Source organism: Actinokineospora sp. UV203, assembly GCF_056323665.1.
On record NZ_CM150484.1, the window covers coordinates 5,115,562 to 5,140,015 of the forward strand.

Consider the following 24,454-nt stretch of genomic DNA (forward strand, 5'->3'; position numbering starts at 1 on the left):
CCCCAGGCGACCCCAAGTCCTGACGGTCTCACCAGGAACAGTCAAACCATGACCTTCCTGGACCTGATCCTCCCCAAACACTGCGCGGGCTGCGATTCCCCCAACACCACCTGGTGCACCCAATGCGCCCGCACCACGACCCTCAGATCAGTGGAACGAAGCACCCTGACCACCCCCACCTACGCCCTGGCCCCGTACGCGGGCCCAGCAAGAAGACTCGTCCTCCAGTACAAGGACAACAGGCGCGAACTAGCCCCCATCCTCGGCAAAAGCCTGGCGCGAGCCGTCATTCGACTTGCGGAGGATGGGCCGGAATGGGCCGACGACATCTGGCTGATCCCCGCCCCCTCAAGATCAGCGGCAGCCGCGAGAAGAGGCGGCAACCACATGCTCCGAGCCGCCTCCCACACCGCCAGGGAACTGGCGAGACAAGGCACGACAGCGCACGTCGCCCCCGCGCTCCGAGTAACGGGAACCAGGGATTCAGTGGGCCTGACAAGTTGGCAGCGAGCCGCGAACATCCACGGCGCCGTCTCGGTCAAGAGAAGAAACGCGCCCCCGCCCGGCACCCCCGTGATCCTCGTCGACGACGTCGTCACGACCGGTGCGACAGCCGCCGCCTGCGTGCGTGCTCTCGACAAAGCGGACATTCCGGTGGTCGCGATCCTCGCTTTCACCGCCACGGTCTGAGCCGAGTAATACACCCACACGGGTGAACCTGGGGTCGGGAACCAAGCCGCGCCGACAGCCGTTGGCGATGTATGAGGCGTTACGCGAACCGAGCCGAGACTCCATCGGAGGTACGCGTGCTTCAAGCGTTCGCAGCAACCTTCTACGCCGCTCAGTGGGCCACTTTGCGCCAGGTGGGTGAACGTTATGCCACCCATCCGGCGGCGTGTCGGAATCAAGGGCCTTGGCTACCTGCGGGGTCGTCGCGCGCCGTGATTCTCGGTTGCTCAGGGAGGTCCCCCGCCTCGGGGGCTGTTGCAGAACCGAAACCCGAGCTAGCGTTCAGCGCTATCAGCGTTCCCGTTCGCAGGGAGGAGGCGATTAGCCCATGACCCTGGCGCCGGTGGAGCACTGAACCTCCCGGAGACGTCTCTCCCCAGGTCAGACTCCCGTTCTGGACGTCGAATCCAGACATACCGGCGCCCAAGTTTCGGCGGATCCAAAGCTCGCAAGCAGCGAGGGAGGTCGTGTATGGACATCGTGGTTAAGGGCCGTAACGTCGAGGTGCCGGAGCATTACCGAGTGCACGTCGAGGACAAGCTGACCCGAATGCAGCGGTACGACCGCAAGGTCATCCGCTTCGACGTGGAGCTGTTCCATGAGCCCAACCGCAGGCAGTCGAAGAACTGCCAGCGGGTCGAGATCACCGGCATGGGCAAGGGCCCGGCGGTTCGCGCCGAGGCATGTGCGGGCGACTTCTACGCCGCACTGGACCAAGCCGTGGCAAAACTCGAAAACCGGCTTCGCCGATCGCACGACCGAAGGCGTGTTCACCACGGGCGACGCAGCCCGGCCTCGGTCGCGGAGGCGACTTCCGCTGTCGTGAACGGCTCGCGCGAGACCAACGGCAGGCGAGCGGCGCAGCTCGCGGTGCTGGACGCGCCCGAATTCGAGGGGATGTCCGAACTCCCCGAGCAGCAGCGCTGGGATGACCAGGCTGCCGACAATCTGCCAGGGCGCGTAGTCCGGGAAAAGGAGCACCCGGCCAAGCCCATGACCGTCGACCAGGCCCTCTACGAGATGGAACTGGTCGGACACGACTTCTACCTCTTCGCCGACGCGGATTCCGGGACGCCCAGCGTCGTGTACCGCCGCAGGGGATTCGACTATGGCGTGATCAAGCTGGTCTGATCCGGCCCGCCAACGACCGATCGGTGCCCCGGAGCGTGTCGGCTCCGGGGCACCGGCGTGTCTGTGGAACCTTCGAGGTCCGGCCGAGGAACCTTCGAGGGTGCTGAGGCGTTTGTCGGGAGGTGGAGCCGACCCGGGTACCCTGCGCGCTGCCGACAAGCGTCGGTGCACGCTGCGGCGTCGGTTGCCTACGATGACGTACAGGAGCGTCCGTAGCGGGCGCACGACTATCAGCTAGCGAGGTCGACCGGATGGTGCTGTCCCGAATTCTGCGCGCGGGCGAGGGCAAGATGCTCAAGCGACTGCGCAACATCGCAGCGCACATCAACTCGCTCGAGGACGACGTCGCCGGTCTGACCGACGACGAGCTGCGCGGCAAGACCGAGGAGTTCCGCAAGCGCTACGCCGAGGGCGAGACCCTCGACGACCTGCTGCCCGAGGCGTTCGCCGTGGCGCGGGAGGGTGCGAAGCGGGTCCTGGGCCAGCGGCACTTCGATGTCCAGCTCATGGGTGGCGCCGCCCTGCACCTCGGCCAGGTCGCCGAGATGCGCACCGGTGAGGGCAAGACCCTGACCTGCGTGCTGCCGTCCTACCTCAACGCACTGGCGGGCGAGGGCGTCCACGTCATCACCGTCAACGACTACCTGGTCAAGCGGGACGCGGAGTGGATGGGCCGGGTGCACCGCTTCCTCGGCCTCACCGTCGGCGCGATCCTGTCGGAAATGACCCCGGCGGAGCGCCGCGAGGCCTACAACTGCGACATCACCTACGGCACGAACAACGAGTTCGGCTTCGACTACCTTCGCGACAACATGGCGTGGAGCCTCGACGACATGGTCCAGCGCGGCCACCACTTCGCCGTGGTCGACGAGGTCGACTCCATCCTGATCGACGAGGCCCGCACGCCGCTGATCATCTCGGGCCCGGCCGACCAGTCCTCGCGCTGGTACCAGGAGTTCGCGCGGCTCTCGCCGATGCTGAAGAAGGACACCCACTACGAGGTCGACGAGCGCAAGCGCACCGTCGGCATCACCGAGAAGGGCGTGTCGCTGGTCGAGGACCAGCTCGGCATCGAGAACCTCTACGAGGCCGCGAACACCCCGCTGGTGGGCTACCTGAACAACGCGCTGAAGGTCAAGGAGCTCTACAAGAAGGACAAGGACTACATCGTCCGCAACGGCGAGGTCCTGATCGTCGACGAGTTCACCGGCCGCATCCTGGCCGGGCGCCGCTACAACGAGGGCATGCACCAGGCGATCGAGGCGAAGGAAAACGTCGAGATCAAGGCCGAGAACCAGACGCTGGCCACGATCACGCTGCAGAACTACTTCCGGCTCTACGAGAAGCTCGGCGGCATGACCGGTACCGCCGAGACCGAGGCCGCCGAGTTCCACACCACGTACAAGCTCGGTGTGGTCCCCATCCCGACCAACCGGAACATGGTCCGCAAGGACCAGGCGGACCTGATCTACAAGACCGAGGAGGCGAAGTTCCTCGCGGTCGCGGAGGACATCGCCGAGCGGCACGAGAAGGGTCAGCCGGTTCTCGTCGGCACCACGAGCGTCGAGCGCTCGGAGTACCTGTCGAAGCTGCTGGTCAAGATGGGGATCCCGCACAACGTCCTCAACGCCAAGCACCACGAGAAGGAATCGCAGATCGTCGCCCAGGCGGGGCATAGGGGCGCGGTCACCGTCGCGACCAACATGGCGGGTCGCGGTACCGACATCGTGCTCGGCGGCAACCCGGAGCACATCGCCGAGGAGGTGCTGCGCGCCCGCGGCCTCGACCCGGTGGAAACCCCCGACGAGTGGCGTGCCGCGCTGCCCGCGGCGCTGGAGAAGGCCGAACTGGAAGTCAAGGCGGAGAAGATCGAGGTCCAGGCCGCGGGCGGTCTGTACGTGCTCGGCACCGAGCGCCACGAGTCCCGCCGCATCGACAACCAGCTGCGTGGCCGCTCCGGCCGCCAGGGCGACCCGGGCGAGTCCCGCTTCTACCTGTCGCTGGGCGACGAGCTCATGCGCCGGTTCAACGCGGGCATGGTCGAGCGGGTCATGGACACCCTCAAGGTGCCCGAGGACCAGCCGATCGAGGCCAAGATGGTCACCCGCGCGATCCGCAGCGCGCAGACCCAGGTCGAGCAGCAGAACTTCGAGATCCGCAAGAACGTCCTCAAGTACGACGAGGTCATGAACAAGCAGCGCAAGGTGATCTACGCCGAGCGCCTGCGCGTCCTCAAGGGCGAAGACCTGCGCGAGCAGATCGAGCACATGATCACCGACGTGGTGACGGCCTACGTCGACGGCGCCACCGCCGACGGCTACGCCGAGGACTGGGACCACGAGAAGCTGTGGACCGCCCTCAAGACGCTCTACCCGATCACGGTCACCTGGGACGAACTGGTCGACAGGGCGGAGAACACCGGCCGCGACATGGACCACGACTTCCTCCAGGAGGAGATCGTGGCTGACGCCCTCCAGGCGTACAAGGACCGCGAAGCCGACATCGACACCCGCGCGGGCGAGGGCTCCATGCGCGAACTCGAGCGTCGGGTCATGCTCTCGGTTCTCGACCGCAAGTGGCGCGAACACCTCTACGAGATGGACTACCTCAAGGAGGGCATCGGCCTGCGCGCGATGGCCCAGCGCGACCCGCTGATCGAGTACCAGCGCGAGGGCTTCGAGATGTTCACCGTCATGCTCGACGCGTTGAAGGAGGAGTCGGTCGGCTTCCTCTTCAACTTGCCGGTGGAGGTCGAACCGGCCCCCCAGGTGCAGCTCAACGTCGCCCCCACGGCCCTGCCGTCGGTGGCACAGCAGCCGCTCGACCCGGCCGCCGCCGCCCGCCAGGCCGAACTGGAGCAGCGCCAGGCCAGGGCCATCGCCGCCCAGGAACGAGCCCAGGCCGAACGCGCCGCGGCGGCGACCAAGACCGAACAGGTCCCGGTCGCGCTGCGCGGCAAGGGCCTGGACGCACCGCAGCAGCAGCGCCTGAGCTACAGCGGCCCCGCCGAAGACGGCGGCGTCGAGTCCCACAGCGATGGCACAGGTGAGGCGGCAGGCGGCCCCACCCGCCGCGAACGCCGCGAGGCAGCGCGGCTTGAGGCCAAGAAGAAGAAGCCCCCGCGCCGCTGATAGTCAAGATCCGCAGGAGCCCCACCTGATCAGGTGGGGCTCCTTGCAGTTCGGGCAGATTTGGCTCACCCCGCCCCGCCCAAGCAGGCACCCCGCCGCACACCGGCTACCCATGCACCCCGCCTCCAGAGCCAGTCACCCATCAAGCACGCGAGTCAGCCCGGCCGTCGAGCACCAGCCGACGAAGCCGGAGTGATCACCCGCAGGTACGTGAAAACCCACCCCTGCTTCCACAACTCCACCCGCCCCACGACAGCCACCGCCCGCCACGGCGATCCCCGCCGAAATACCCGCACGGTCGCCGACACCTCAACGACCTCCCCAGACACCGCACACGACCGCAGCGAAGCCAGCCGATGGTTCCACCCCGAAGCCGACCGCACCCGGGTCAGCATCGCCTCGTACACCCCGGCCGACATCGCCGCCCGAAGCTGGGCGACCGGCCGCCGCGCGTCCAGGGCCTCCAGCACCAGCCCGAACATCCGCCCGAGCGCCTCCCGACCGAGTCCCGGGGCCGGTGAAGGCACGGGAACGACTGACACCAGCCGGGGTGCCGGGGTGATCCACCGGTGCTCCTCGGCTTCGCCGCACAACGGCGGTTCGTATTCCGCCAACGCACTGATCCGCATGCGATACAGAGCGTCTCGGCAGGCGAAACAGGACACGCGTCACCACTTGTGGTGAATCGCGGGGAAAGCAAGGCAGGATCGACAACCGTGATGTACGAGGCGCTGGTCGTGGACTACGCGGGAGTCTTCACCGACCCCGCGATCGTCGACGTCGTCCGGTCCGCGCGGGCCAAGGGGTTGCGCACGGCTCTCCTGTCCAACGCCGACCGCAGGCCCTACGGCCTACCCGACCTCTTCGACGCCGTGATCGTCTCCGGGGAAGTCGGTGTCGCCAAACCGAACCGGGCCATCTTCGAATTGACGGCCAGGTCCCTGAACACCACGCCGGACCGCTGTGTGTTCATCGACGACGTGGCCCGCTATGTGCGCGGCGCCGCCGAAGCCGGGATGACCGGCATCCACCACCGGACCGTCGAGTCCACAATGGACGAGCTAGCGGTCCTGCTGGACCTGTGACCGCCGCACCAGCTCGAAGCACAGCACCGCCGCCGCGCTGGCCACGTTGAGGGACTCCACCCCGCCCGCCATCGGGATCGACACCCACCGGTTGATGTGCGGCCGCACGTCGTCGGTCACCCCGGACGTCTCGCTGCCCAGCACGAATGCCACCCGCTGCGGCAGTTCCGCGTCGAAAACGGTGCGCCGTGCGCCCGCGTCCATGCCGTAGAGGGTGTAGCCCGCCGCCCGCAGGTCCGCCGCCGCCTCGGCCGCGGTGGCGCAGCGCAGGACGGGTGCGGTGAACGCCACACCGGCGGACGCCTTCACGACCATCGGGTCGATCGTGGCCACCCCGCGCCGGGGGACGACGATCCCGCCGAGGCCCGCGGCGGTCGCGGTGCGCAAGATCATCCCGACGTTCGCGGGCGTCGTGATGCCGTCGAGGAGCAGCACCGAGCGCGGCGCCGAGCGGCCCGCGAGGGCGTCGGCGAGCAGGCGCATCCGCGGCGCGACGACGTCGGCGAGCACGCCCTGGTCCTGCTTTCCGTTGCCCGCCAACACTTTCACCCGCTGCGCGGTGGCCCGCTGGACCGGCACGCCGCGGTGTCGGGCCGCGTCGAGGATCTCCCGGGCGGCGGCGCCGTGCGCGTTGTCGGCGAGCACCACCTTGTCGACCGAGAGCCGGTCGTCGGCAAGCGCCTCGAGTACGGGCTTGCGGCCGTACACGGTGACGAACCGGTCTTTGGGGGACGGGCCAGAGAAATCGCGGGACACAGCGACCAGCATCGCACGTCACCTCCGGGACACAGGGTTTTGCCCCAGCGATGTGTCAGGATCGGGTTCATGCCCGAGCGCCTCTCCGCCCTCGACGCCTCGTTCCTCTACCTCGAGGACCAGGCGACGCCCATGCACGTCGCGGGAGTCGCGGTGTTCCGCCGACCGCGGTCGGGTTTCGCGTACTCCCAGCTGGTCTCGCTGATCGAGCAGCGGCTCTCGCTGGTCCCGCGCTACCGGCAGAAGGTCGCCACCGTCCCCGGCTACCTGGCCCGCCCGGTCTGGGTGGACGACCCGGACTTCGACGTCGCCTACCACGTGCGCCGCTCCGCCCTGCCCAAACCGGGCAGTGACGAGCAGCTCTTCGACCTGGTCGCCCGGCTGATGGCCCGCCCGCTCGACCAGAACCGCCCGCTGTGGGAGGCCTACCTGATCGAGGGCCTCGCCCAGGGGCACGTCGCCCTGGTCACCAAGACCCACCAGGCCATGGTCGACGGCGTCCGCACGATCGACTTCGGCCAGATCATCCTCGAATCCTCGCCCCAGGCCCCCGAGCCCGAGCCGGACGAGCCGTGGCTGCCGCGCCGGATGCCCGGGCCGACCAAGCTCGTCATGGACGCCGTGTCCGACACGGTCCGCAGCCCCCGCGAGGTCGTCGAGAACGTGCGCTCGGCCGTCTCCGACGTGGTCAGCACCAGCCAGAAGGTCGCCGCGGCGATCGTGTCGGCCATCGGCATCGCCACCCACCCGCCGACGGGCGGCCCGCTCAACGCCCCGGTGAGCAAGGCGCGGCTGTTCGCGGTGGCCCGCGCCCGCCTCGACGACCTGCGCAGCGTCCGCCAAGGCCACGGCGGCACCGTGCACGACGTCGTCCTCGCCGTCATCTCCGGCGCGCTGCGCTCATGGCTGCTTTCGCGCGGGGAGCAGGTCACGTCGTCGACCAGGGTGCGTGCCCTGGTCCCGCTCGCCGTGCGCGACGGCGACGCGGATGGCACCGTTCCAGGGATGCTGGGCAACAAGGTCAGCGCGCACCTCGTGGACCTGCCGGTCGGCGAGCCGAACCCGTTCGTGCGGCTGCAGCACGTCAGCCACGCCATGCGCGCCCACGGCGACGCGGGCCTGGTCGCGGCCTCGGCGCTGCTCGGGGTCGGCGGGTTCGCCCCGCCGACGCTGCACTCGCTCGGCGCGCGCGCCGCGGCGTCGTTCTCCCAGCGCGTGTTCAACTTGGTGATCACCAACGTGCCGGGCTCGCAGGTCCCGCTCTACGCGGGGCAGGCGCGGATGACCGAGATGTTCCCCGTGATGCCGCTGAACAAGAACCAGGCCCTCGCGATCGGGGTCACGTCCTACGACGGCGGCGTCTATTTCGGGCTCACCGGCGACCGGTCGGCGATGTCCGATGTCGCCGCGTTGGCCAGAATGGTGGAAGAGTCCGTGGAAGAGTTGATGACGACCGTCCGAGTGTGACCGTGAGCGTGCGCATGAGGATGACTGTGAGGGTGCTGTGAGGGTGTACGTACCGGCGACGGTGGCCATGCTGGGCGAGCTCAACTCCGGCGGGGAGCTGGTCGCGGTGGGCAACACCGCGTTCTCGCTGACCCCCGCCCTGCGCGAGTCGTACGCGACCGGCGGTGACGAGGAACTGGAGTACGCCGCCATGCTCGACGCAGCCCGGGCCTCACTGCGTCTGCTCAACGCCGAGTTGGCCAAAGACCCGAAGACCGTCATGCGCCGCGCGGTCGTCTCCGCTGATGTCGACGGCGCGCTGCTGCGGCCCGACCTGGACTACGCGGTGGTCAAGCTGGCCGGTCCGATCCCGCTGAAGGTGATCGCCGCGATCCACCTCGACACCGAGGACGCGCAGGACGCCGTGCGGGCCGCCGCCGCGGTCATCGACGCCGCCGACATGGGCGACCCGGACGCCGAATTCACCCTGGGCGACGCCGAGGACCACGAGTTGGCCTGGTACGCGCCGCAGGAGCTGCCGTTTTTGCTGGAGTTGCTGTAGAACACTGAAACATCCCATGACAGGATGGCGCTCAAGGGCGAGTGGCCACAAGCGGGACTCGCCGACCCAACTGCCGTGAGCCAGTCACAGGGAGGCGAGCCACACGATGGACGCAATATCGTCGGTTCCCGAGCCGTCGAACGAGCCGATCAACTCCTACGCGCCCGGAACGCCGCAGCGTGAGTCGCTGCGGCGGCGGATCGCGGAGCTGGAGGGCGAGCGGCTCGAACTCACCATGACGATCGACGGTGAGCAGCGCATGGCGGGCGGCGACCGCGTCGACGTGGTCCAGCCGCACGACCACCGCCACGTCCTCGGCACGACCGCCCAGGCCACCGCCGCCGACGTCGCCGACGCCGTCGCCGCGGCCAAGAAGGCCGCCCCCGCCTGGCGCGAGCTGCCCTTCGACGAGCGCGCCGCCGTGCTGCTGCGCGCCGCCGACCTGCTCGCGGGCCCCTGGCGCGACACCCTCAACGCCGCCACGATCCTCGGCCAGTCAAAGTCCGCCCAGCAGGCGGAGATCGACAGCGCCTGCGAGCTGATCGACTTCTGGCGTTACAACGTGTCCTTCGCGAAGCGGCTGCTGCAGGAGCAGCCCGCGTCCTCGCCTGGCATGTGGAACCGCTTCGACCACCGCCCGCTCGACGGGTTCGTCACCGCGATCACGCCGTTCAACTTCACCGCGATCGCGGGCAACCTGCCCACGGCGCCCGCGCTGATGGGCAACACGGTCGTCTGGAAGCCCTCGCCGACCCAGCAGCTCGCCGCGCACCACACCATGCGCCTGCTCGAAGCCGCGGGCATGCCCCCGGGCGTGATCAACCTGGTCACCGGCGACGGCCACGCTGTCTCCGAGGTCGCGATGACCGACCCGGAGTTCGCCGGCCTGCACTTCACCGGGTCCACCAAGACCTTCAAGGCGCTGTGGCGGCTCATCGGGGACAACCTCGACACCTACCGCTCCTACCCGCGCATCGTGGGCGAGACCGGCGGCAAGGACTTCATCGTCGCCCACCCGTCGGCCGACCCGGCCGCCGTCGTCAACGGCATGGTCCGCGGCGCGTTCGAGTACCAGGGCCAGAAGTGCTCGGCTGCCTCGCGCGCCTACATCGCCCGCTCCCTCTGGGACGGCGGTGTGCGCGAGCAGCTCGCCGACAAGGTCAAGTCCCTGAGCTACGGCGACGTCACCGACTTCAGCCACTTCGGCGGCGCCGTCATCGACGCGCGCGCGTTCGCGAAGCACAAGGACGCCCTTGCGGGCGCGGCGGCGAACTCGTCCATCGAGGTCCTCGCAGGCGGCACCTGCGACGACTCGGTCGGCTACTTCGTGCAGCCCACGGTGCTCGTCGGCAGCGACCCGCTGCAGGACGTGTTCACCACCGAGTACTTCGGCCCGATCCTCGCCGTGCACGTCTACGACGACGCCGAGTTCGAGAAGGTCCTGGAACTGGTCGACAGCTCGTCGCCGTACGCGCTGACCGGCGCCATCTTCGCCACCGACCGCTCCGCCGTCGAGCAGGCCCAGAAGGCCCTGCGATTTGCGGCCGGTAATTTTTACGTCAACGACAAGCCCACCGGCGCCGTCGTCGGCCAGCAGCCCTTCGGCGGCAGCCGCGCGTCCGGCACCAACGACAAGGCGGGCTCGATCTACAACCTGCAGCGCTGGGTGAGCCCGCGGTCGATCAAGGAGACCTTCGTGCCTCCGACCGGCCACGAGTACCCGCACATGGGTTAAGACACAAAGAAGAGCGGCCCCACGGAATCGCCATCCCGTGGGGCCGCTCCTCTGCGTTGTCCGGTCAGCTACCGGGCATCTCCGCGACCTCGGCGGCCGGGGGAGCCTCGACCGTGACGGCCTTGCCCCAGTCGCTGTAGTCGGCCTGGACCTTGCCACTGGTGCCCGAGGCGCCCGGGATCTCGGTGACGAAGCGGACCGGGAGGTTCTCCTCGTCGATCCAGACCTCCATCGGCATCTCCTTGATGCCCGCCTTCTCCATCGCGGCGATGGACGCCTCGTCCATGCCCAGACCGCTGCCCTTGAGCTTGCTGGTGTCGACGAGGATCTTGTAGTGGGTGGCCTTCTTGCCGTCGAGCTCCACTTCCTCCGCTGACTTGATCTCGCCGGCTTCGGCGAGCTGCTTGAGTGTCTGGCGCGGGTCGGTGTTCTTCATCGAGTCGAGCGAGCCGCCCATGGCCTTGGCCATCGGGTTCTTCTTATCGGCGAGGTCGACCTTCAGCCACGCCTTGCCCGGCTGCAGCGGCTGCGGCATCTTCATGTAGATCACGTTGTCGAGGAAGCGGATCGTCATCTCGCCCTCGGGTGTGCTCATGGTCATCTGCATCGCGGTCTTCTCGCCGGCGAAGTTGAAGTCACCTTCACCGTCGAGCTTCTGACCACCGGCCTCGCCCTTGAAGGTGACGTGGGCGCTCTTGGCGCCGTCGCTCTTCTCGGTCACGGCGTCGCTGAGCGCCTTGAGGCTGTCGAAGCCCGACTTGGTCGGCTTGGTCTCGGTGGTCGTGCTCGAGCCCGAGGCGCCCGGCGTCGGCGTGGCGGAGTTGCACGCGGTCAGGGTGAGGGCGGCAAGGGCCGCGCCGCACACCAAAAGGGTCGTCTTGCGCATAACGTGGGTGTCCCCTCAGAGATCGACTCGGTCGTCACCTAGGACGTTCGGCTCGTCCCATCGGTTGCGACCTCGGTGGTTAAACGGTAGCGGCCGTCGGCTCGCCGGTCAGGCCGGGTCGGGAATCGGCACGGCGGTGCCGGACACCGAGATGCCGCCGTTTCGCGGGATACCCAGGGTGATCACCCCGGGCCTGCCCATGTCCTCGCCCTGGTGCACGGTGAGAGTCGCGGGCGGCTCGATGAGACCGAGTTCACGCAGGTATCCGCCGAACGCGGCCGCCGCGGCGCCGGTCACCGGGTCCTCCACCACGCCTCCGGGCGGGAACGGGTCACGTGCGTGGAAGACGGTTTCCGACTCCCGCCAGACCAGCTCGATCGTCGTCCAGTCGCGGGCCGCCATGAGCCCCGCGAGGAGGTCGAAGTCGTAATCCAGACCAGCCAGCCGCTCACGGGTGGACACCGCCACGACCGGATGCCAGTTGCCGCCGAAGGCCACCCGGACAGGCATCGCCGGGTCGAGGTCCGCGGCGTCCCAGCGCAGCGCCGCGAGCAGCGCGGTGAAGTCGTCGTCGCTGATCTGCACCGAGCGGGGCTCGACGCTGACCAGCGTCGCGGTCACCTGCCCGTCGCGGACCTCGGTCGACACCTCCACCGGCCCGGCCTTGGTGCTGAGCCGGAACGTGCCGGGGCCGTTGGCGTTCGCGTACGCCACGGCGGCGGCGATCGTGGCGTGCCCGCAGAAGGCGACCTCGGCGAGCGGGCTGAAGTAGCGCACGTCCAGCTCGCCCGGTCCGCGCGGGATCAGGAACGCGGTTTCCGAGTAGCCGACCTCGGCCGCGGCGGCCAGCATCGCCGCGTCGTCGACGCCTGTCGCGTCGAGCACGACGCCTGCCGGGTTGCCGCCATGGGGATCGGCGCTGAACGCGGTGTACCGCTGGATCTGCATGGCCCGGATTTTGTCAGGCGGGGTGCTCGTCCGCGCCCGCTTTGGACGCGAGCAGCCTGCGCAGGCTGGTGAGCCTGCCGACACTGGCCTCGCCCGATTCCACGACCGAGTCCAGGACGCAGTCCGGGTCCTCCGCGCCGCCCAGGTGTCCGCAGCCTGACGGGCACTCCTCGGCGGGCGCGACGAACTCCTCGAAGGCCGCCACGATGTCGTTGGGCTCGACGTGGGCCAGCCCGAACGAACGGATGCCGGGGGTGTCGACCACCCAGCCGCCGTCGGGCAGCGGCAGCGCCACGGCCGTCGTCGACGTGTGCCTGCCCTTGCCGACCGCGCTGACCACGCCGATCGCCCGGAACGCGCTCGGGACCAGCCGGTTGACCAGCGTCGACTTGCCCACGCCGGAATGCCCGACCAGCGCGGAGACCCGGTTGTGGAGCCGGTCGTGGATGTCGAGCGGGTCTTCGTCGTGCCTGCTGATGACCACCGGCAGGTCGAGCTCGGCGTAGGCGGCCAACAGCTCCGCCGGGTCGGCCAGGTCGGCCTTGGTCAGGCACAGGACCGGCTTGAGGCCGCCGGAGAACGCCGCGACCAGGCAGCGGTCGATGAAACCGGTACGCGGGGGCGGGTCGGCGAGCGCGCACACGATCAGCAGTTGCTCCGCGTTGGCGACGACCACCCGCTCGAACGGGTCGGTGTCGTCGGCGGTACGTCGCAGCACACTGGCCCGCTCGGACACGCGCACGATCCGCGCCAGGGTGTCCGGCTTGCCGGAAGTGTCGCCGACCAGGTCGACCGCGTCGCCGACCACGACCGAGGTGCGGCCCATCTCGCGCGCGCGCATCGCGATCACGAGGTGGTTGGGGTCCCGGTCCACCGCGCAGGTCCAGCGGCCCCGGTCCTTGCCGACGACCATCGCGGTCACCGCGTCGGCGTGCTCCGGGCGCCGCTTGCTGCGCGGCCGGGTGCTCTTGCCCGGGCGCACGCGCACGTCGGTCTCGTCGAGCTTGCTCCAGTCGCCGCGCCTGCCGCCCACGTCAGTTGGCTCCCGCGAGCATCAGGGTCCATCGCTCGGGGAAGTCGGGCATGGTCTTCGCGGTGGTGCCGATGTCGTCGACGGACACACCGTCGACGACCAGGCCGATGATCGCGCCCGCGGTCGCCATCCGGTGGTCGGCATAAGCGCGCCACGGTCCACCGTGCAGGGGGACAGGGCGGATGACCAGGCCGTCCTCGGTTTCCTCGGCGTCGCCGCCCAGGCCGGTGATCTCGGCGGTCAGCGCGGCGAGCCGGTCGGTCTCGTGGCCGCGCAGGTGCGCGATGCCGCGCAGTCGTGAGGGGCCGTCAGCCAGCGCCGCCAGCGCGGCGACGGTCGGCGTCAGCTCGCCGACGTCCCGCAGGTCGATGTCCACCCCCGAGAGTGTGGCCGGACCGCGCACGGTCAGCGCGCCGTCGGCCAGGGTCACCTCGGCGCCCATCGCTTCGAGGATGCCCCGGATCTCGTCGCCGGGCTGGGTCGTGCGCGCGGGCCAACCGGTGATCGTGACCTCGCCCCCCGTGACGGCGGCGGCCGCGAGGAAGGGGGTCGCGTTGGAGAGGTCGGGCTCGATCACCCAGTCGCGCGCTGCGATCGGGCCTGGCTCGACGCGCCAGGTGTTCGGCTCGGAGTCGTCGACGGTCACGCCCGCCTCGCGCAGCATGTCGATCGTCATCTCGATGTGCGGCATCGACGGGACCGGTTTGCCGTCGTGGTGGACGGTGAGTCCCTTGTCGTATCGCGCGCCCGACAGCAGCAGACCGGAGACGAACTGCGAGGACGCCGAGGCGTCGATGGTGACCGTGCCGCCCGCGATGGCGCCGGTCCCGGCCAGGGTGAAGGGGAGGGCGTCGCCGTCCACGGTCGCGCCGACGGCCCGCAGGGCATCGAGCACCGTGCCCATCGGCCGCTCGCGGGCACGCGGGTCGCCGTCGAACCGGATCTCGCCGTCGGCCAGCACGGCGGCGGGCGGGACGAAGCGCATGACCGTGCCCGCCAGCCCGCAGTCGATGGCCGCGGGGCCGCGGAAGCCGCTGTGCGCGCCCACGGTGATCGTCGTGCCGTCGGTGGCGTCGATGTCTATCGGGACGCCGAGCGCGCGCAGGGCGTCGATCATCAGGTCCGCGTCACGGCCCTGCAGGGCGCCCGTGAGGGTGCTCGCGCCGCCGCTGAGGGCGGCCAGGACGAGGGCGCGGTTGGTGATCGACTTGGAGCCGGGCACCGCCAGGGTGGAGCGGACGGGGCCGGTCGCGACCGGGGCTGACCAGGGCTGCGGCATGCGGCAATCCTCCCGCACCTGGACCGGGCTGTGGATACCGGCTCGCCACTGTCGGTCGGGCGTGCCACGATTCGGACATTCCATGCTGGAGGTGGGCACTTTGTGTGGCAGGTACGCGGCGACTAAGGACCCGGCGACCCTGGCGGCCGAGTTCGACGCGTTGGACGTCCTGGGGGCTGACGCCCCCGACTTGGACTACAACGTCGCCCCGACCGACCCGGTCATCACGGTGGTCCAGCGCCACCCGCGCGACGACAAGGGCACGGTCGACCCGAGCCGGACCGAACGCACCCTGCGGGTCATGCGGTGGGGTCTGGTCCCGCCGTGGTCCAAGGACGCCTCCGGGGCCGCGCGCATGATCAACGCCCGCTCGGAGAGCGCGGCCACGAAGCCCGCGTTCAAGAAGTCGCTGGCCGAGCGCCGCTGCATCATCCCCGCGGGCGGCTGGTACGAGTGGCGTCGCGAGGGCAAGATCAAACAGCCCTTCTACACAGCACGAGCTGATGGATCGAGCCTGGCGATGGCCGGCCTGTGGACGACGTGGCGAGACGAGTCCAAACCGGACGCGCCGCTGCTCATCACCTGCTCGGTCCTGACCACGGACGCGGTCGGCAAGCCCGCCGAGGTCCACGACCGAATGCCCCTGGTGCTCCAACGAGATGCCTGGGAGCAGTGGCTGGACCCGGACTCCGCGGACGTGTCCGCGTTGCTGGCACCCCCGTCGGAGGACTTCATCGCCACCTTGGAGATGCGCCCGGTGTCGACGGCGGTCAACAGCGTCCGCAACAAGGGCCCCGAGGTGCTGGCGCCGTACGAGGAAGCCCAGGAACTGGACGAACTCGACCTCTTCAGCACCACTGAGAACCCCCGATGACCCGCGCCGAGATCGAGACCCCACACGGCCTGGCCAGGGCCGAACTGCACTGCGCACCGGAAGGCGGCCGCGCCGGCCTGCTGCTGGGACATGGAGCGGGCGGCGGAATCGGCGCCCCGGACCTGGTGGCCGCGACCCGAGGCGCCACCGCCGCGGGCGTTCACGTCGCCTTGGTCGAACAGCCCTACCGGGTGGCCGGTCGTCGTGCTCCCGCCCCAGCCGGGCAACTGGACACAGCCTGGCTGGCCGTAGTCGACCACCTGTCCGCCCTCTGGTTCGACGACTTGCCCTTGGTCTTCGGCGGCCGCTCCTCCGGCGCCCGGGTCGCCTGCCGAACGGCTCAGGAGGGCCAGGCCGTGGCCGTCGTCTGCCTGGCGTTTCCAGTCCACCCCCCGGGCAAGCCGGACAAGTCCCGCGAACCCGAACTCGACGCCGTCCCCGTCCCCACGCTGGTAGTCCAGGGTGAGTCCGACCCGTTCGGCAGACCAGGCGAAGCCCACCACCGCGACGTCGTGCTCATGCCGGGCGACCACAGCCTGAAGAAGGAACTGCCGAGGATCTCGCGCACGGTCGAGGAATGGCTCGACCGCATCCTCCGCCCCCTGGACTGAGCCCGGCTCGGCGCTGTTGGGGATGCGCCCCCACCCCCCTGTACGCGAGCGCCCAAACCGGCCCACCCGCGCAGCCGGCCCGCGAACGACTCAACAGGCACCAGCAACGAGACCAGTTCAGGTCCGAGCCGAGATCGGCGCCACCCGAGCCGACAACAAGGCCACCAGATCAGCGGGCGCGACCTCGATCTCCAACCCACGCCGCCCACCCGAACAAAACATCGTCTCGAACCCCAAAGCACTCTCATCGAGCACCGTAGCCAGCCGCTTGCGCTGCCCAAGAGGCGAGATCCCGCCCGCCACATACCCCGTGGTCCGCTCCGCCAGCGCCACATCCGCCATCTTCGCCCGCTTGCCACCGACTGCCGCGGCCAAAGCCTTGAGGTCGAGCTGGTGCACCACCGGCACCACCCCCACCGTCAACACCCCGTCGACCTCAGCCAACAGCGTCTTGAACACGCGCTCCGGCGAAACACCGAGGGCGGAAGCGGCTTCGAGGCCATACGACTCCCGCGGATCGTGCTCGTAGGAGTGCAAACGATGTGTGATCGATCGCTTCACCAACAGTGAAGTCGCAGGTGTCCCTCGTCCAGCCACGAGAACACCTTAGATCCGGGAATGCACGGCCACGCACGTGTGTTGTCCGGGATGTGCTGACCGAGCTGATCCATGAATCGAAGCGTCCGAGCTCACGCCCCGCGCGTGTCTCGGGCCACAGCCGCCCGGGCGTCGGCCGCGTAAGCTCATCGAAGCCGTATGCGCATCCGACGATCGAAGGGAGCACGGTGCCGCGCACCGACGCGACCACTGCGATCGAGACCTCCGCCCAGCGGGCCGAGCGGTTCGAGCGCGACGCCATGCCCATGATCGACCAGCTCTACTCGGCCGCCCTGCGCATGACGCGCAACCCCGCCGACGCCGAGGACCTGGTCCAGGAGACGTACCTCAAGGCCTTCTCCGCGTTCGAGTCCTTCTCCGCGGGCACCAACCTCAAGGCCTGGCTGTACCGCATCCTGACCAACACCTACATCAACGGCTACCGCAAGCGTCAGCGGCAGCCGCTGCAGTCGCCTACCGACGAGATCACCGACTGGCAGCTCGCCAAGGCCGAGAACCACACCTCCAGCGGGCTGCGCTCCGCCGAGGTCGAGGCGATGGACCTGCTGCCCGACGACGACGTCAAGAAGGCCCTGCAGGAACTTCCCGAGGAGTTCCGCCTCGCGGTATACCTGGCGGACGTGGAAGGCTTCGCGTACAAGGAGATCGCCGAGATCATGGGCACCCCCATCGGCACCGTCATGTCGCGGCTGCACCGCGGCAGGCGGCTGCTGCGCGACCTGTTGGCCGACGTGGCCAGGGAACGTGGGTTCATGCGCTCGGCGTCGCGGGAGGTGACGGGGAAGTGAGCTGCGGGAACCACCACGAGACCGACTGCTCCGACGTCCTCAACGAGGTCTGGCTGTTCCTCGACCAGGAGTGCGACGTCACCCGCCGCGCCGTCCTGGAGCGCCACCTCAACGAGTGCAGCCCATGCCTGGAGCAGTACGGCATCGAGGAGCACCTGAAGATCCTGCTGGCCCGCAAGTGCGGCGGCGACCACGCCCCGGACGAGTTCAAGGAGCGCCTGCGCGCGTCCATCCGGCAGACCGTGATCAAACACGGTGGAGTGAACATCAAGGAATAGTCTTGTGCACGACAGAGGCCCCGGCAGTTGCCGGGGCCTCTGTCGTACGTGAGCGGATGCTCAGGCGTTGGGGCGCTTACCGTGGTTCGCGCCACCCTTCTTACGGTCACGACGCTTGCGGGCGCGCTTCGACATCGGAGTTCCTCCTACGTAGGGCTGAGCATGAGCATGGGCCGTCTAGCACACCGATGGCACTCGGACGGCACACCTTCGCTGACAATTTTGCCACGTGCTCGTTGTCGCGTTCGCCAGGGCCGATACGTGGTTGGATTGTGCCGAGCAGAACTCGCTTGAGGAGGAACGGTCGATGGGCCAGCAGATCGAGGCCGAGATCGTCGCCAACGTGCTGAAGGTTGTCGCCCACGAGGGGCAGACCCTGGTCGCGGGTGACACCGTGGTGATCCTGGAGTCCATGAAGATGGAGATCCCGGTACTGACCGAGGAAGACGGCACGCTGACCAAGCTCGCCGTCAAGGAGGGCGACGTCGTCCAGGAACACGACCTGATCGCCGTCGTCGAATAACCCCCGGCACTGGCTCTGACCAGCGCTTTCGCGAGTAGTCCGGAGCACAAGTGTCCACTCTGGCCGACCTTCTCGCCGACCACACGGGCCTGTCCGTCGGCGCGATCGACCACCTGCAGACCGTCGTCGCGGAGTGGCAGCTGCTCTCGGACCTGTCTTTCGCCGACTTCCTGCTGTGGGTCGCCCAGACCGAGGGCGACGACGGCAAGCCGCTCCCACCCGACGCCGAGGAGCGCTTCCTCTGCGTGGCGCAGGCGCGGCCGACGACCGCGCCGACCGCGCACCCCGACGACGTTGTCGGCAGCCACACCACGGTGCTCGAACACCCGCAGCTGCGCCGGGCCATCGCCGAGCGCCGGATCTGCCGCGAGGAGGACCCGCGCTGGCACCTCGGTGTCCCGGTCCGCCGCGAGGTCATCCCGGTGTCGTTCGGCGGCGAGATCGTGGCCGTGCTGTCCCGCGAGACCAACCTGGCCGTGCCCCGGGTTCCCAGCGCCCTGGAGATCGCCTACCTCGGGATCGCGGGCGACCTGTGCCAGATGGTCACCGACGGCTCGTTCCCGACCGCCGAGCCGTCCCCGGACGTGCACACCAGCCCACGCGTCGGCGACGGCCTCATCCGGCTCGACCCGGCGGGCGCGGTGGTCTTCGCCAGCCCCAACGCGCTCTCGGCGTACCACCGCATGGGCCACGCCGCCGACCTCGTCGGCGTCCGCCTCGCGCCGCTGACCAGGTCGCTGATCGCCGACCCGTTCGACGCCACCGAGATCGCCCAGCGCATCCTGCTCGCCCTCGACGGCCAGACCAGCATGCGGGCCGAGGCGGAGTCCCGCCGCGGCGCCGCGGTGCTGTTCCGCGCGCTGCCCTTGCGCCCGCGCGGCACCTCGGCGGGCGCGCTGGTCCTGTGCCGCGACGTCACCGAGGTCCGCCGCCGCGACCGCGCGCTCCTGTCGAAGGACGCGACGATCCGCGAGATCCACCACCGGGTGAAGAACAACCTGCAGACCGTGGCCGCGCTGCTGCGCCTGCAGTCACGCCGGACCAACAGCCCGGAGGCGAAGGAAGCCCTCGCCGAGTCGGTCCGCCGGGTCGCCGCGATCGCCATGGTGCACGAGACCCTGTCGACTTCGGTCGACGAGCGCGTCGACCTGGATGCGTTGGTGGACAAGGTGATCCCGGTCGTCGGCGACGTCGCGGTGGCCGAGAGCCACGTGAAGGTCCGCAAGACCGGGCAGTTCGGGGTCGTCGCCGCGGAGGTCGCCACGCCGCTGGTGATGGTCCTGACCGAACTGGTCCAGAACGCCGTCGAACACGCCTACCCGGCCGGGCACTCCGGTGAGGTCGTCGTCGCCGCGGAACGCTCCTCGCGCTGGCTCGACGTGGTGGTCGCCGACGACGGCCGGGGCCTGCCGAGCGGGTTCTCCCTGGAACGGCAGAACGGCCTGGGCCTGCAGATTGTCCGCACCCTGGTCGAGTCCGAACTCCGTGGCACCCTGTCGCTGCGCCGCCGTGACCCCAAGGGCACCGAAGCGGTCCTGCGCGTCCCGCTCTCCCAGCGCCGCTAGCGGTTTCGCGTCATAACCGCACCGCGGGTCTTGACCATTGGCGCATGGTCATCGTCGAGGCGTCACCGGGGTCTTATGCGGCGAGCCGCATCCTTATTCGCGTGAATTGCCTTGTGCGATAACGCGCAATTGCATACGAAAGGCCCCCAACCCTGCGCAATGGGGGTTGGGGGCCTTTCGGTGTTGCGGGAAGCTCAGGCGTTGCTACGTGCCCGGGTCCGAGCGTTGCGGCGCTTCAGCGCGCGACGCTCGTCCTCGCTCATTCCGCCCCAAACGCCAGCATCCTGGCCGCTCTCGAGTGCCCAGGACAGGCAGTTGGAAGCGACGGGGCAGCGGTGGCAAACGGCCTTCGCCTCGGAGACCTGCAGGATCGCCGGGCCGCTTGTTCCCACGGGGAAGAACAGCTCGGGGTCCTCGTCACGGCAGGCCGCGCGGTGGCGCCAGTCCATTTCTACTTGCTCCTCGCTCGGGCGCGCAGATAGCGCGCCACTAGTCGTCATCCGGTCGTCGGGGTGCTTGTGAATGGTTTCACGAACCAGCCGTATGTCAAGGGTTCATCGACAGCCGGTGAGTGAACTCACCCGAAAGATCGACGTCAGCGCACTATCGCTCCAGAGAGCAACGATTTGGTCTCACGCGCTGCTGGTCTGGACCGATAGATCAGATCGCGACCGCGAGCGCCCCGGGGACAGAGGTGAATTCGACTCTGGTGCGGGCTCCGATGAGGTCTCCGTCACACTGCAGCCGCACTGGTTCGGCGGCGCTCACGACGATCTTCGCGACGTCGTCGCGGCGGACCAGATTCTTGCCCTTGGTCTCGCCGTTCGCGCTGAACGCCTGGCTCACGTGCCGCAGCACGGTGGGCATCCGCAGGGTCCGCAGCGCGAAGAGCCCCAGGCCGGTCTCGAACGAGCAGCCGTGGTTGAGGTGGATCGCCCGCGTGCCCATATAGGTCCACGGATCGGTGTTGGACACGAACGCCAGCCGCAGGCCCTCGATGGGGTCCTCGCCGGGGATCTCGATGGTCAGGTCGGGCCTGCTGTGGCCCGGGCGGACGTACCGGGCGGCCGCCACGCGCGCGTAGAGCGCCGGGCTGGCCTTCTTCCCGCGCTTGCGGTCGACGTCGGCGACGACGTCGGCGTCCCAGCCCATGCCCGCGCTGAAGGTGAACCAGCGGCTCTGTCCGGCCCCGATGTCGACGGACCCGAGCCCGACGCGGCGGCTGCGGCCGTCCTCGAGGGCGCGCAGCAGCATGTGCGTGGCCTCGACGGGATTGCGCGGCAGCCCCAGGGCCCGCGCGAAGACGTTCGCCGAGCCACCCGGCACGACCCCGAGCATCGGCGTGCTCGCCGTCGGACCGGCCGCGAGCAGCCCGTTGACGACCTCGTTGACCGTGCCGTCGCCGCCGTGCGCCACGACCAGGTCGACATTGTCGACCGCCGCCTGCGCGGCCGCGGCCATCGCGTGGCCGCGGTAGTCGGTCTCCACGACGTCGAGCTTCACCTGGCTGGCCAACGCGTGCGCGAGCACGTCGCGGCCTGCCGGCGTGGTCGCCGTGGCCTGCGGGTTCACCACAAGGACTGCACGCATTACCGCAGCGTAAGGCAGCATGCGCATCCGCTCCGCCATCGCCCACCCCAATCGGGTGGGCTCGGCGTCATCCCTTCGGGTCTCCCGTGATCGAGTTCGAGCCCCTTCCACACGACTCCCGCTCGGCCTCGGTCTCAACGAGTGCACCCAGACGACCGTCTGCTCGTCGATCCGCGAGGAACTGACACCCGTGATCATCCACCCTGGGTACGACAAAGCACGACGGCCGTCCGGGTGGCATACGATCGGGGGTGTGCACGCACTGTCATCGTGCGCTAAATGACGTCCCTGAAAGGCCGCCGTGCGAATCGTTTCCGACGCCCCTCGGACCATCCTCGGCGCGGGCCTGCTCGTCGCCCTGCAGGGGCTCACGGGCCTCGTCTTCGCCGTCATCCTGCTGGTCCACGCGGCGGGCGGCGGCTCCACACCAGGCAACAACGTCTACGGCGAGGCCGCGTACTTCACCGTGCTCGCGGGCGGTGTCGTGGCCGTCGGCGTCGGGCTGCTGCTGGGCAAGCACTGGGCGCGCGGGCCCGCGATCGTCGCGCAGCTGCTGCTGCTCGGCGTCGCCTGGTACGTCTTCGGCCCGTCCGGCCGCCCGGAGTTCGGCGTGCCGTTCGGGCTGCTGGTGATCGGGACCCTGGTGCTGCTGTTCCACAACCAGTCCTCAGTGTGGGCCCAGGGCGACGACGAGGCGCAGAGCTGACCATGCGCGTGCGCGAGGCCGCTTCGGCCGACTGGGAGCGAATCTGGCCGCTCTGGCACCGCGTGGTGGCCACGGGCGAGACGTACCTGTGGGACCCCGCGACCGATGAGGACAGCGCGCGGGCGGTGTGGATGCTGCCCGCGCCCGCGGCGGTCTTCGTCGCCGAGGACGGCGACCGGATCGTCGGCACGGCACTGCTCAAGCCCAACCAGCCCGGCCTGGGCGACCACGTGGCCAACGCGGGATTCATGGTGGACCCGGACCGGGCGGGCGAGGGAATCGGCCGGACGCTGGCCCACCACGTGCTCTCCGCGGCCCGCGCGCAGCGCTACCAGGCGATGCAGTTCAACGCCGTCGTCTCGACCAACACCGGCGCGATCGCGCTGTGGGAGTCGCTCGGCTTCAAGATCGTCGGCACGGTCCCCGGCGCGTTCCGTCACCCCACACAGGGCTTCGCCGACATCCACATCATGTACCGCCGGCTTGTGGCCTGAAACACCGAACGGGCCTGACCGTGGTAGGTAAAGTGGGTATATACAGCGAATTCAGCCTTGCTCGGCGAGGTCTTTGAGGGCGTCGTCGGTGAGCCGGTAGACGGTCCACTCGTCCATCGGCACGGCGCCGATCGACTTGTAGAAGCCGATCGCGGGCTCGTTCCAGTCGAGCACCGACCACTCCAGCCGCTCCAGGCCGCGCTTGGCGCACTCCGCGGCCAGTTCGACCAGCAGCGCCTTGCCCAGACCGGACCCGCGCTGCGACGGGCTGACGTAGAGGTCTTCGAGGTAGATGCCGTGCACCCCGCGCCAGGTTGAGAAGTTCAGGAACCACAGCGCGCAGCCGACGACCTCGCCGTTCACTTCGGCCACGTGCCCGAACAGCGCGGGCGCCTCGCCGAACAGTGCGGTGTGGAGTTGCTCGGCGGTCAAGTGGCACTCGTCGGGTGCGCGCTCGTAGTCGGCCAGCTCGTGCACGAGGCCCACCACAGCGTCCACATCGGACTCGGTGACGCGGCGGATCCTGGGGTCTGACAAGGGTTTCTCCTTACCGGGCGGGGACGTTGAGCCTGCGGACCTGCGGCACGCCGCGTTCGTCGCCGAGAATGCTGAGCCCGGCCGCTTCGAGTCCGAAGTGGACGCCGAAGGCGGCGGGCTGTCCGATCCAGGTGGAGACCAGGACGCGGCTGAAGTGCCCGTGCCCGATCAGGACGACGTCACCGTCGGCTTCGCGGATCCGGTGTACGACCTTCGCGGCGCGTTCGCCCACGGCCGCGGCGGTCTCGCCGTTCGGGCAGGGGTGGGTCCAGACGGTCCAGCCGGGCACGGTCTCGCGGATCTGGGGCGTGGTGAGGCCCTCGTAGTCGCCGTAGTCCCACTCGGCGAGGTCCTCGGTCGTCTCATCGACGGTGAGGCCCGCCAGCTCGGCGGTCCTGGTCGCCCGGATGCGCGGACTCGAGAGCACGAGCGCGGGTCGGTCGCCGCGAAGGGCGGCCAGCAGCGCGCCCGCGCGCCGGGCGCCCGCCTCGCCGTCGCTGGTCAGGTCGATGTCCGTGCGGCCGGTGTGCCGCCCGTTCTCCGACCACTCGGTGGCGCCGTGGCGCAGCAGGTAGACCGCCGGCTCATGCATGACCCGAATCCTAAATGCTCACGCTTGCCACAAAACCTACTGGGAAGTAGCTTAATTCTCATGACGTCGACCAAGACCTACGCGATGTGGCGCAAGCTCGCCGAGCGTCCCCTGGGCAACCGCCTGTTCTCCGTGGCGATGTCCGTGCGCGTGCCCTACTTCGGCACCATCCTGCCGACGGTCGTCGACATGCGCCCCGGCCGCTGCGAGGTCCGCTCGCCGAAGTGGTGGGGTGTCCACAACCACATCCACACGTTCCACGCCATCGCCGCGTGCAACCTGGCGGAATGCGCGATGGGCATGCTGGCCGAGGCCACCGTGCCGACGAGCCACCGGTGGATCCCCAAGGGCATGACGGTGGCGTACACGGCGAAGGCCAACACCAGCCTGCGCGCGGTCGCCGAACTCCCCGAGATCCCGACGTTCGGCGCGGAGCCGTTCGACCTGCCGGTGCCGGTGTCCATCCTCGACACCGATGGCAAGGAGGTCGTCGCGGCGACCATCACGATCAGGGTGTCGCCGAAGTAGGCCACGGCAGGACCGTGAGCTGCGCCCAC

27 protein-coding genes and 2 pseudogenes are annotated in these 24,454 nt (G+C 69.3%); 17 read left to right on the top strand and 12 right to left on the bottom strand.

What is annotated here, in order from left to right:
- Nucleotides 1-48 precede the first annotated feature (48 nt).
- The 4 genes and pseudogenes from ACUZ2Y_RS24615 to ACUZ2Y_RS24630 all read left to right on the top strand — a co-directional run.
- Nucleotides 49-690, top strand: a complete 642-nt coding sequence (locus ACUZ2Y_RS24615) for a ComF family protein (protein ID WP_476322943.1) — start codon at nt 49-51, stop codon at nt 688-690.
- Between the two features lie 510 nt (nt 691-1,200).
- Nucleotides 1,201-1,860 carry a ribosome hibernation-promoting factor, HPF/YfiA family gene (hpf, locus tag ACUZ2Y_RS24620; protein WP_476322946.1) on the top strand — a complete coding sequence of 220 codons (660 nt, stop codon included), beginning with the start codon at nt 1,201-1,203 and terminating at the stop codon, nt 1,858-1,860.
- 251 nt (nt 1,861-2,111) lie between these two features.
- A pseudogene (gene secA, locus ACUZ2Y_RS24625) lies at nt 2,112-4,626 on the top strand (preprotein translocase subunit SecA); the annotation flags it as partial.
- Nucleotides 4,627-4,787: 161 nt separating this feature from the next.
- Nucleotides 4,788-4,991: pseudogene (locus tag ACUZ2Y_RS24630) on the top strand (hypothetical protein); the annotation flags it as partial.
- Between the two features lie 155 nt (nt 4,992-5,146).
- Here the strand turns inward: ACUZ2Y_RS24630 and ACUZ2Y_RS24635 are convergent.
- Complete coding sequence (locus tag ACUZ2Y_RS24635) at nt 5,147-5,620, bottom strand: Rv3235 family protein (RefSeq protein ID WP_476322949.1); 474 nt, start codon at nt 5,618-5,620, stop codon at nt 5,147-5,149.
- A gap of 90 nt (nt 5,621-5,710) precedes the next feature.
- Here ACUZ2Y_RS24635 and ACUZ2Y_RS24640 point away from each other — a divergent pair, with 90 nt between their 5' ends.
- Nucleotides 5,711-6,076 (top strand): HAD-IA family hydrolase, encoded by a 366-nt coding sequence (locus ACUZ2Y_RS24640; protein ID WP_476322952.1) that lies wholly within the window; start codon nt 5,711-5,713, stop codon nt 6,074-6,076.
- On the opposite strand, the gene ACUZ2Y_RS24645 is transcribed toward ACUZ2Y_RS24640, so the two are convergent.
- Nucleotides 6,053-6,844 (bottom strand): TrmH family RNA methyltransferase, encoded by a 792-nt coding sequence (locus tag ACUZ2Y_RS24645; RefSeq protein WP_476322954.1) that lies wholly within the window; start codon nt 6,842-6,844, stop codon nt 6,053-6,055. The genes ACUZ2Y_RS24640 and ACUZ2Y_RS24645 overlap by 24 nt on opposite strands.
- Nucleotides 6,845-6,901: 57 nt before the next feature.
- On the opposite strand from ACUZ2Y_RS24645, the gene ACUZ2Y_RS24650 reads away from it, so the two are divergent.
- The 3 genes from ACUZ2Y_RS24650 to pruA all read left to right on the top strand — a co-directional run bounded on the left by ACUZ2Y_RS24650 (nt 6,902) and on the right by pruA (nt 10,575).
- A complete protein-coding gene (locus ACUZ2Y_RS24650; protein ID WP_476322957.1) occupies nt 6,902-8,299 on the top strand; it encodes a WS/DGAT/MGAT family O-acyltransferase in 1,398 nt (465 codons plus the stop codon).
- A 37-nt stretch (nt 8,300-8,336) separates the two neighbouring features.
- The gene (locus ACUZ2Y_RS24655; protein ID WP_476322960.1) at nt 8,337-8,840 is read left to right on the top strand and encodes a DUF6912 family protein; all 504 of its coding nucleotides are present in this window, start codon (nt 8,337-8,339) and stop codon (nt 8,838-8,840) included.
- 106 nt (nt 8,841-8,946) lie between these two features.
- On the top strand, nt 8,947-10,575 hold the full coding sequence (pruA, locus tag ACUZ2Y_RS24660; protein ID WP_476322963.1) for an L-glutamate gamma-semialdehyde dehydrogenase: 1,629 nt from the start codon (nt 8,947-8,949) through the stop codon (nt 10,573-10,575).
- Nucleotides 10,576-10,639: 64 nt separating this feature from the next.
- On the opposite strand, the gene ACUZ2Y_RS24665 is transcribed toward pruA, so the two are convergent.
- The 4 genes from ACUZ2Y_RS24665 to aroA form a co-directional block, all read right to left on the bottom strand.
- Nucleotides 10,640-11,461, bottom strand: a complete 822-nt coding sequence (locus tag ACUZ2Y_RS24665; RefSeq protein WP_476322966.1) for an SCO4651 family lipoprotein — start codon at nt 11,459-11,461, stop codon at nt 10,640-10,642.
- Nucleotides 11,462-11,569: 108 nt separating this feature from the next.
- Nucleotides 11,570-12,409 (bottom strand): PhzF family phenazine biosynthesis protein, encoded by an 840-nt coding sequence (locus ACUZ2Y_RS24670; protein WP_476322969.1) that lies wholly within the window; start codon nt 12,407-12,409, stop codon nt 11,570-11,572.
- A 13-nt stretch (nt 12,410-12,422) separates the two neighbouring features.
- Nucleotides 12,423-13,442, bottom strand: a complete 1,020-nt coding sequence (rsgA, locus tag ACUZ2Y_RS24675; RefSeq protein ID WP_476322972.1) for a ribosome small subunit-dependent GTPase A — start codon at nt 13,440-13,442, stop codon at nt 12,423-12,425.
- Nucleotide 13,443: 1 nt separating this feature from the next.
- The gene (gene aroA / locus ACUZ2Y_RS24680; RefSeq protein ID WP_476322975.1) at nt 13,444-14,721 is read right to left on the bottom strand and encodes a 3-phosphoshikimate 1-carboxyvinyltransferase; all 1,278 of its coding nucleotides are present in this window, start codon (nt 14,719-14,721) and stop codon (nt 13,444-13,446) included.
- Between the two features lie 100 nt (nt 14,722-14,821).
- Between aroA and ACUZ2Y_RS24685 the strand changes: the two genes are divergently transcribed.
- Entirely contained in the window at nt 14,822-15,595 is a 774-nt protein-coding gene (locus ACUZ2Y_RS24685; protein ID WP_476332056.1) for an SOS response-associated peptidase, read from the top strand.
- Nucleotides 15,592-16,206, top strand: a complete 615-nt coding sequence (locus ACUZ2Y_RS24690) for an alpha/beta hydrolase family protein (RefSeq protein ID WP_476322978.1) — start codon at nt 15,592-15,594, stop codon at nt 16,204-16,206. The genes ACUZ2Y_RS24685 and ACUZ2Y_RS24690 overlap by 4 nt, the downstream gene beginning before the upstream one ends.
- Nucleotides 16,207-16,323: 117 nt before the next feature.
- Here the strand turns inward: ACUZ2Y_RS24690 and ybaK are convergent, their stop codons facing one another.
- Nucleotides 16,324-16,803: a Cys-tRNA(Pro) deacylase gene (ybaK, locus tag ACUZ2Y_RS24695; protein ID WP_476322981.1), complete on the bottom strand. Its 480-nt coding sequence runs from the start codon at nt 16,801-16,803 to the stop codon at nt 16,324-16,326.
- Between the two features lie 188 nt (nt 16,804-16,991).
- On the opposite strand from ybaK, the gene ACUZ2Y_RS24700 reads away from it, so the two are divergent.
- On the top strand, nt 16,992-17,612 hold the full coding sequence (locus ACUZ2Y_RS24700; protein ID WP_476322984.1) for a sigma-70 family RNA polymerase sigma factor: 621 nt from the start codon (nt 16,992-16,994) through the stop codon (nt 17,610-17,612).
- On the top strand, nt 17,609-17,890 hold the full coding sequence (gene rsrA, locus ACUZ2Y_RS24705; RefSeq protein ID WP_187220848.1) for a mycothiol system anti-sigma-R factor: 282 nt from the start codon (nt 17,609-17,611) through the stop codon (nt 17,888-17,890). The genes ACUZ2Y_RS24700 and rsrA overlap by 4 nt, the downstream gene beginning before the upstream one ends.
- 60 nt (nt 17,891-17,950) lie before the next feature.
- Here rsrA and ACUZ2Y_RS24710 read toward each other — a convergent pair whose 3' ends face one another.
- A complete protein-coding gene (locus ACUZ2Y_RS24710; protein ID WP_096498094.1) occupies nt 17,951-18,025 on the bottom strand; it encodes a 50S ribosomal protein bL37 in 75 nt (24 codons plus the stop codon).
- Between the two features lie 172 nt (nt 18,026-18,197).
- Here ACUZ2Y_RS24710 and ACUZ2Y_RS24715 point away from each other — a divergent pair, with 172 nt between their 5' ends.
- Together ACUZ2Y_RS24715 and ACUZ2Y_RS24720 are read left to right on the top strand one after the other, a co-directional pair.
- Nucleotides 18,198-18,413, top strand: a complete 216-nt coding sequence (locus tag ACUZ2Y_RS24715; RefSeq protein ID WP_187220847.1) for a biotin/lipoyl-binding carrier protein — start codon at nt 18,198-18,200, stop codon at nt 18,411-18,413.
- Nucleotides 18,414-18,463: 50 nt separating this feature from the next.
- Nucleotides 18,464-19,978 carry a sensor histidine kinase gene (locus ACUZ2Y_RS24720; protein WP_091381639.1) on the top strand — a complete coding sequence of 505 codons (1,515 nt, stop codon included), beginning with the start codon at nt 18,464-18,466 and terminating at the stop codon, nt 19,976-19,978.
- Nucleotides 19,979-20,172: 194 nt separating this feature from the next.
- Here ACUZ2Y_RS24720 and ACUZ2Y_RS24725 read toward each other — a convergent pair whose 3' ends face one another.
- The gene (locus ACUZ2Y_RS24725; protein ID WP_054051690.1) at nt 20,173-20,427 is read right to left on the bottom strand and encodes a WhiB family transcriptional regulator; all 255 of its coding nucleotides are present in this window, start codon (nt 20,425-20,427) and stop codon (nt 20,173-20,175) included.
- 211 nt (nt 20,428-20,638) lie between these two features.
- The gene (locus ACUZ2Y_RS24730) at nt 20,639-21,568 is read right to left on the bottom strand and encodes a diacylglycerol/lipid kinase family protein (protein WP_476322991.1); all 930 of its coding nucleotides are present in this window, start codon (nt 21,566-21,568) and stop codon (nt 20,639-20,641) included.
- A gap of 301 nt (nt 21,569-21,869) precedes the next feature.
- On the opposite strand from ACUZ2Y_RS24730, the gene ACUZ2Y_RS24735 reads away from it, so the two are divergent.
- Nucleotides 21,870-22,274 (top strand): hypothetical protein, encoded by a 405-nt coding sequence (locus ACUZ2Y_RS24735; RefSeq protein ID WP_476322994.1) that lies wholly within the window; start codon nt 21,870-21,872, stop codon nt 22,272-22,274.
- A 2-nt stretch (nt 22,275-22,276) separates the two neighbouring features.
- On the top strand, nt 22,277-22,768 hold the full coding sequence (locus ACUZ2Y_RS24740; protein WP_476322997.1) for an N-acetyltransferase family protein: 492 nt from the start codon (nt 22,277-22,279) through the stop codon (nt 22,766-22,768).
- A 51-nt stretch (nt 22,769-22,819) separates the two neighbouring features.
- On the opposite strand, the gene ACUZ2Y_RS24745 is transcribed toward ACUZ2Y_RS24740, so the two are convergent.
- Both ACUZ2Y_RS24745 and ACUZ2Y_RS24750 read right to left on the bottom strand, forming a co-directional pair.
- Complete coding sequence (locus ACUZ2Y_RS24745; RefSeq protein ID WP_476323000.1) at nt 22,820-23,305, bottom strand: N-acetyltransferase family protein; 486 nt, start codon at nt 23,303-23,305, stop codon at nt 22,820-22,822.
- A gap of 10 nt (nt 23,306-23,315) precedes the next feature.
- The gene (locus ACUZ2Y_RS24750; protein ID WP_476323003.1) at nt 23,316-23,897 is read right to left on the bottom strand and encodes an acid phosphatase; all 582 of its coding nucleotides are present in this window, start codon (nt 23,895-23,897) and stop codon (nt 23,316-23,318) included.
- Between the two features lie 60 nt (nt 23,898-23,957).
- Between ACUZ2Y_RS24750 and ACUZ2Y_RS24755 the strand changes: the two genes are divergently transcribed.
- Nucleotides 23,958-24,425: a hotdog fold domain-containing protein gene (locus tag ACUZ2Y_RS24755; RefSeq protein ID WP_476323006.1), complete on the top strand. Its 468-nt coding sequence runs from the start codon at nt 23,958-23,960 to the stop codon at nt 24,423-24,425.
- Nucleotides 24,426-24,454 lie beyond the last annotated feature (29 nt).

Excerpts from the sequence above, each read along its gene's own strand:
- ACUZ2Y_RS24690 (WP_476322978.1), top strand. The coding sequence starts at position 15,592 with ATGACCCGCGCCGAGATCGAGACCCCACACGGCCTGGCCAGGGCCGAA.
- ACUZ2Y_RS24645 (WP_476322954.1), bottom strand. The coding sequence starts at position 6,844 with ATGCTGGTCGCTGTGTCCCGCGATTTCTCTGGCCCGTCCCCCAAAGAC.
- ACUZ2Y_RS24740 (WP_476322997.1), top strand. The coding sequence starts at position 22,277 with ATGCGCGTGCGCGAGGCCGCTTCGGCCGACTGGGAGCGAATCTGGCCG.
- ACUZ2Y_RS24715 (WP_187220847.1), top strand. The coding sequence starts at position 18,198 with ATGGGCCAGCAGATCGAGGCCGAGATCGTCGCCAACGTGCTGAAGGTT.
- ACUZ2Y_RS24665 (WP_476322966.1), bottom strand. The coding sequence starts at position 11,461 with ATGCGCAAGACGACCCTTTTGGTGTGCGGCGCGGCCCTTGCCGCCCTC.
- ACUZ2Y_RS24670 (WP_476322969.1), bottom strand. The coding sequence starts at position 12,409 with ATGCAGATCCAGCGGTACACCGCGTTCAGCGCCGATCCCCATGGCGGC.
- ACUZ2Y_RS24640 (WP_476322952.1), top strand. The coding sequence starts at position 5,711 with ATGTACGAGGCGCTGGTCGTGGACTACGCGGGAGTCTTCACCGACCCC.
- hpf (WP_476322946.1), top strand. The coding sequence starts at position 1,201 with ATGGACATCGTGGTTAAGGGCCGTAACGTCGAGGTGCCGGAGCATTAC.
- ACUZ2Y_RS24750 (WP_476323003.1), bottom strand. The coding sequence starts at position 23,897 with ATGCATGAGCCGGCGGTCTACCTGCTGCGCCACGGCGCCACCGAGTGG.
- ACUZ2Y_RS24755 (WP_476323006.1), top strand. The coding sequence starts at position 23,958 with ATGACGTCGACCAAGACCTACGCGATGTGGCGCAAGCTCGCCGAGCGT.
- pruA (WP_476322963.1), top strand. The coding sequence starts at position 8,947 with ATGGACGCAATATCGTCGGTTCCCGAGCCGTCGAACGAGCCGATCAAC.
- ACUZ2Y_RS24635 (WP_476322949.1), bottom strand. The coding sequence starts at position 5,620 with ATGCGGATCAGTGCGTTGGCGGAATACGAACCGCCGTTGTGCGGCGAA.
- ACUZ2Y_RS24725 (WP_054051690.1), bottom strand. The coding sequence starts at position 20,427 with ATGGACTGGCGCCACCGCGCGGCCTGCCGTGACGAGGACCCCGAGCTG.
- ACUZ2Y_RS24730 (WP_476322991.1), bottom strand. The coding sequence starts at position 21,568 with ATGCGTGCAGTCCTTGTGGTGAACCCGCAGGCCACGGCGACCACGCCG.
- ACUZ2Y_RS24615 (WP_476322943.1), top strand. The coding sequence starts at position 49 with ATGACCTTCCTGGACCTGATCCTCCCCAAACACTGCGCGGGCTGCGAT.
- aroA (WP_476322975.1), bottom strand. The coding sequence starts at position 14,721 with ATGCCGCAGCCCTGGTCAGCCCCGGTCGCGACCGGCCCCGTCCGCTCC.
- ACUZ2Y_RS24650 (WP_476322957.1), top strand. The coding sequence starts at position 6,902 with ATGCCCGAGCGCCTCTCCGCCCTCGACGCCTCGTTCCTCTACCTCGAG.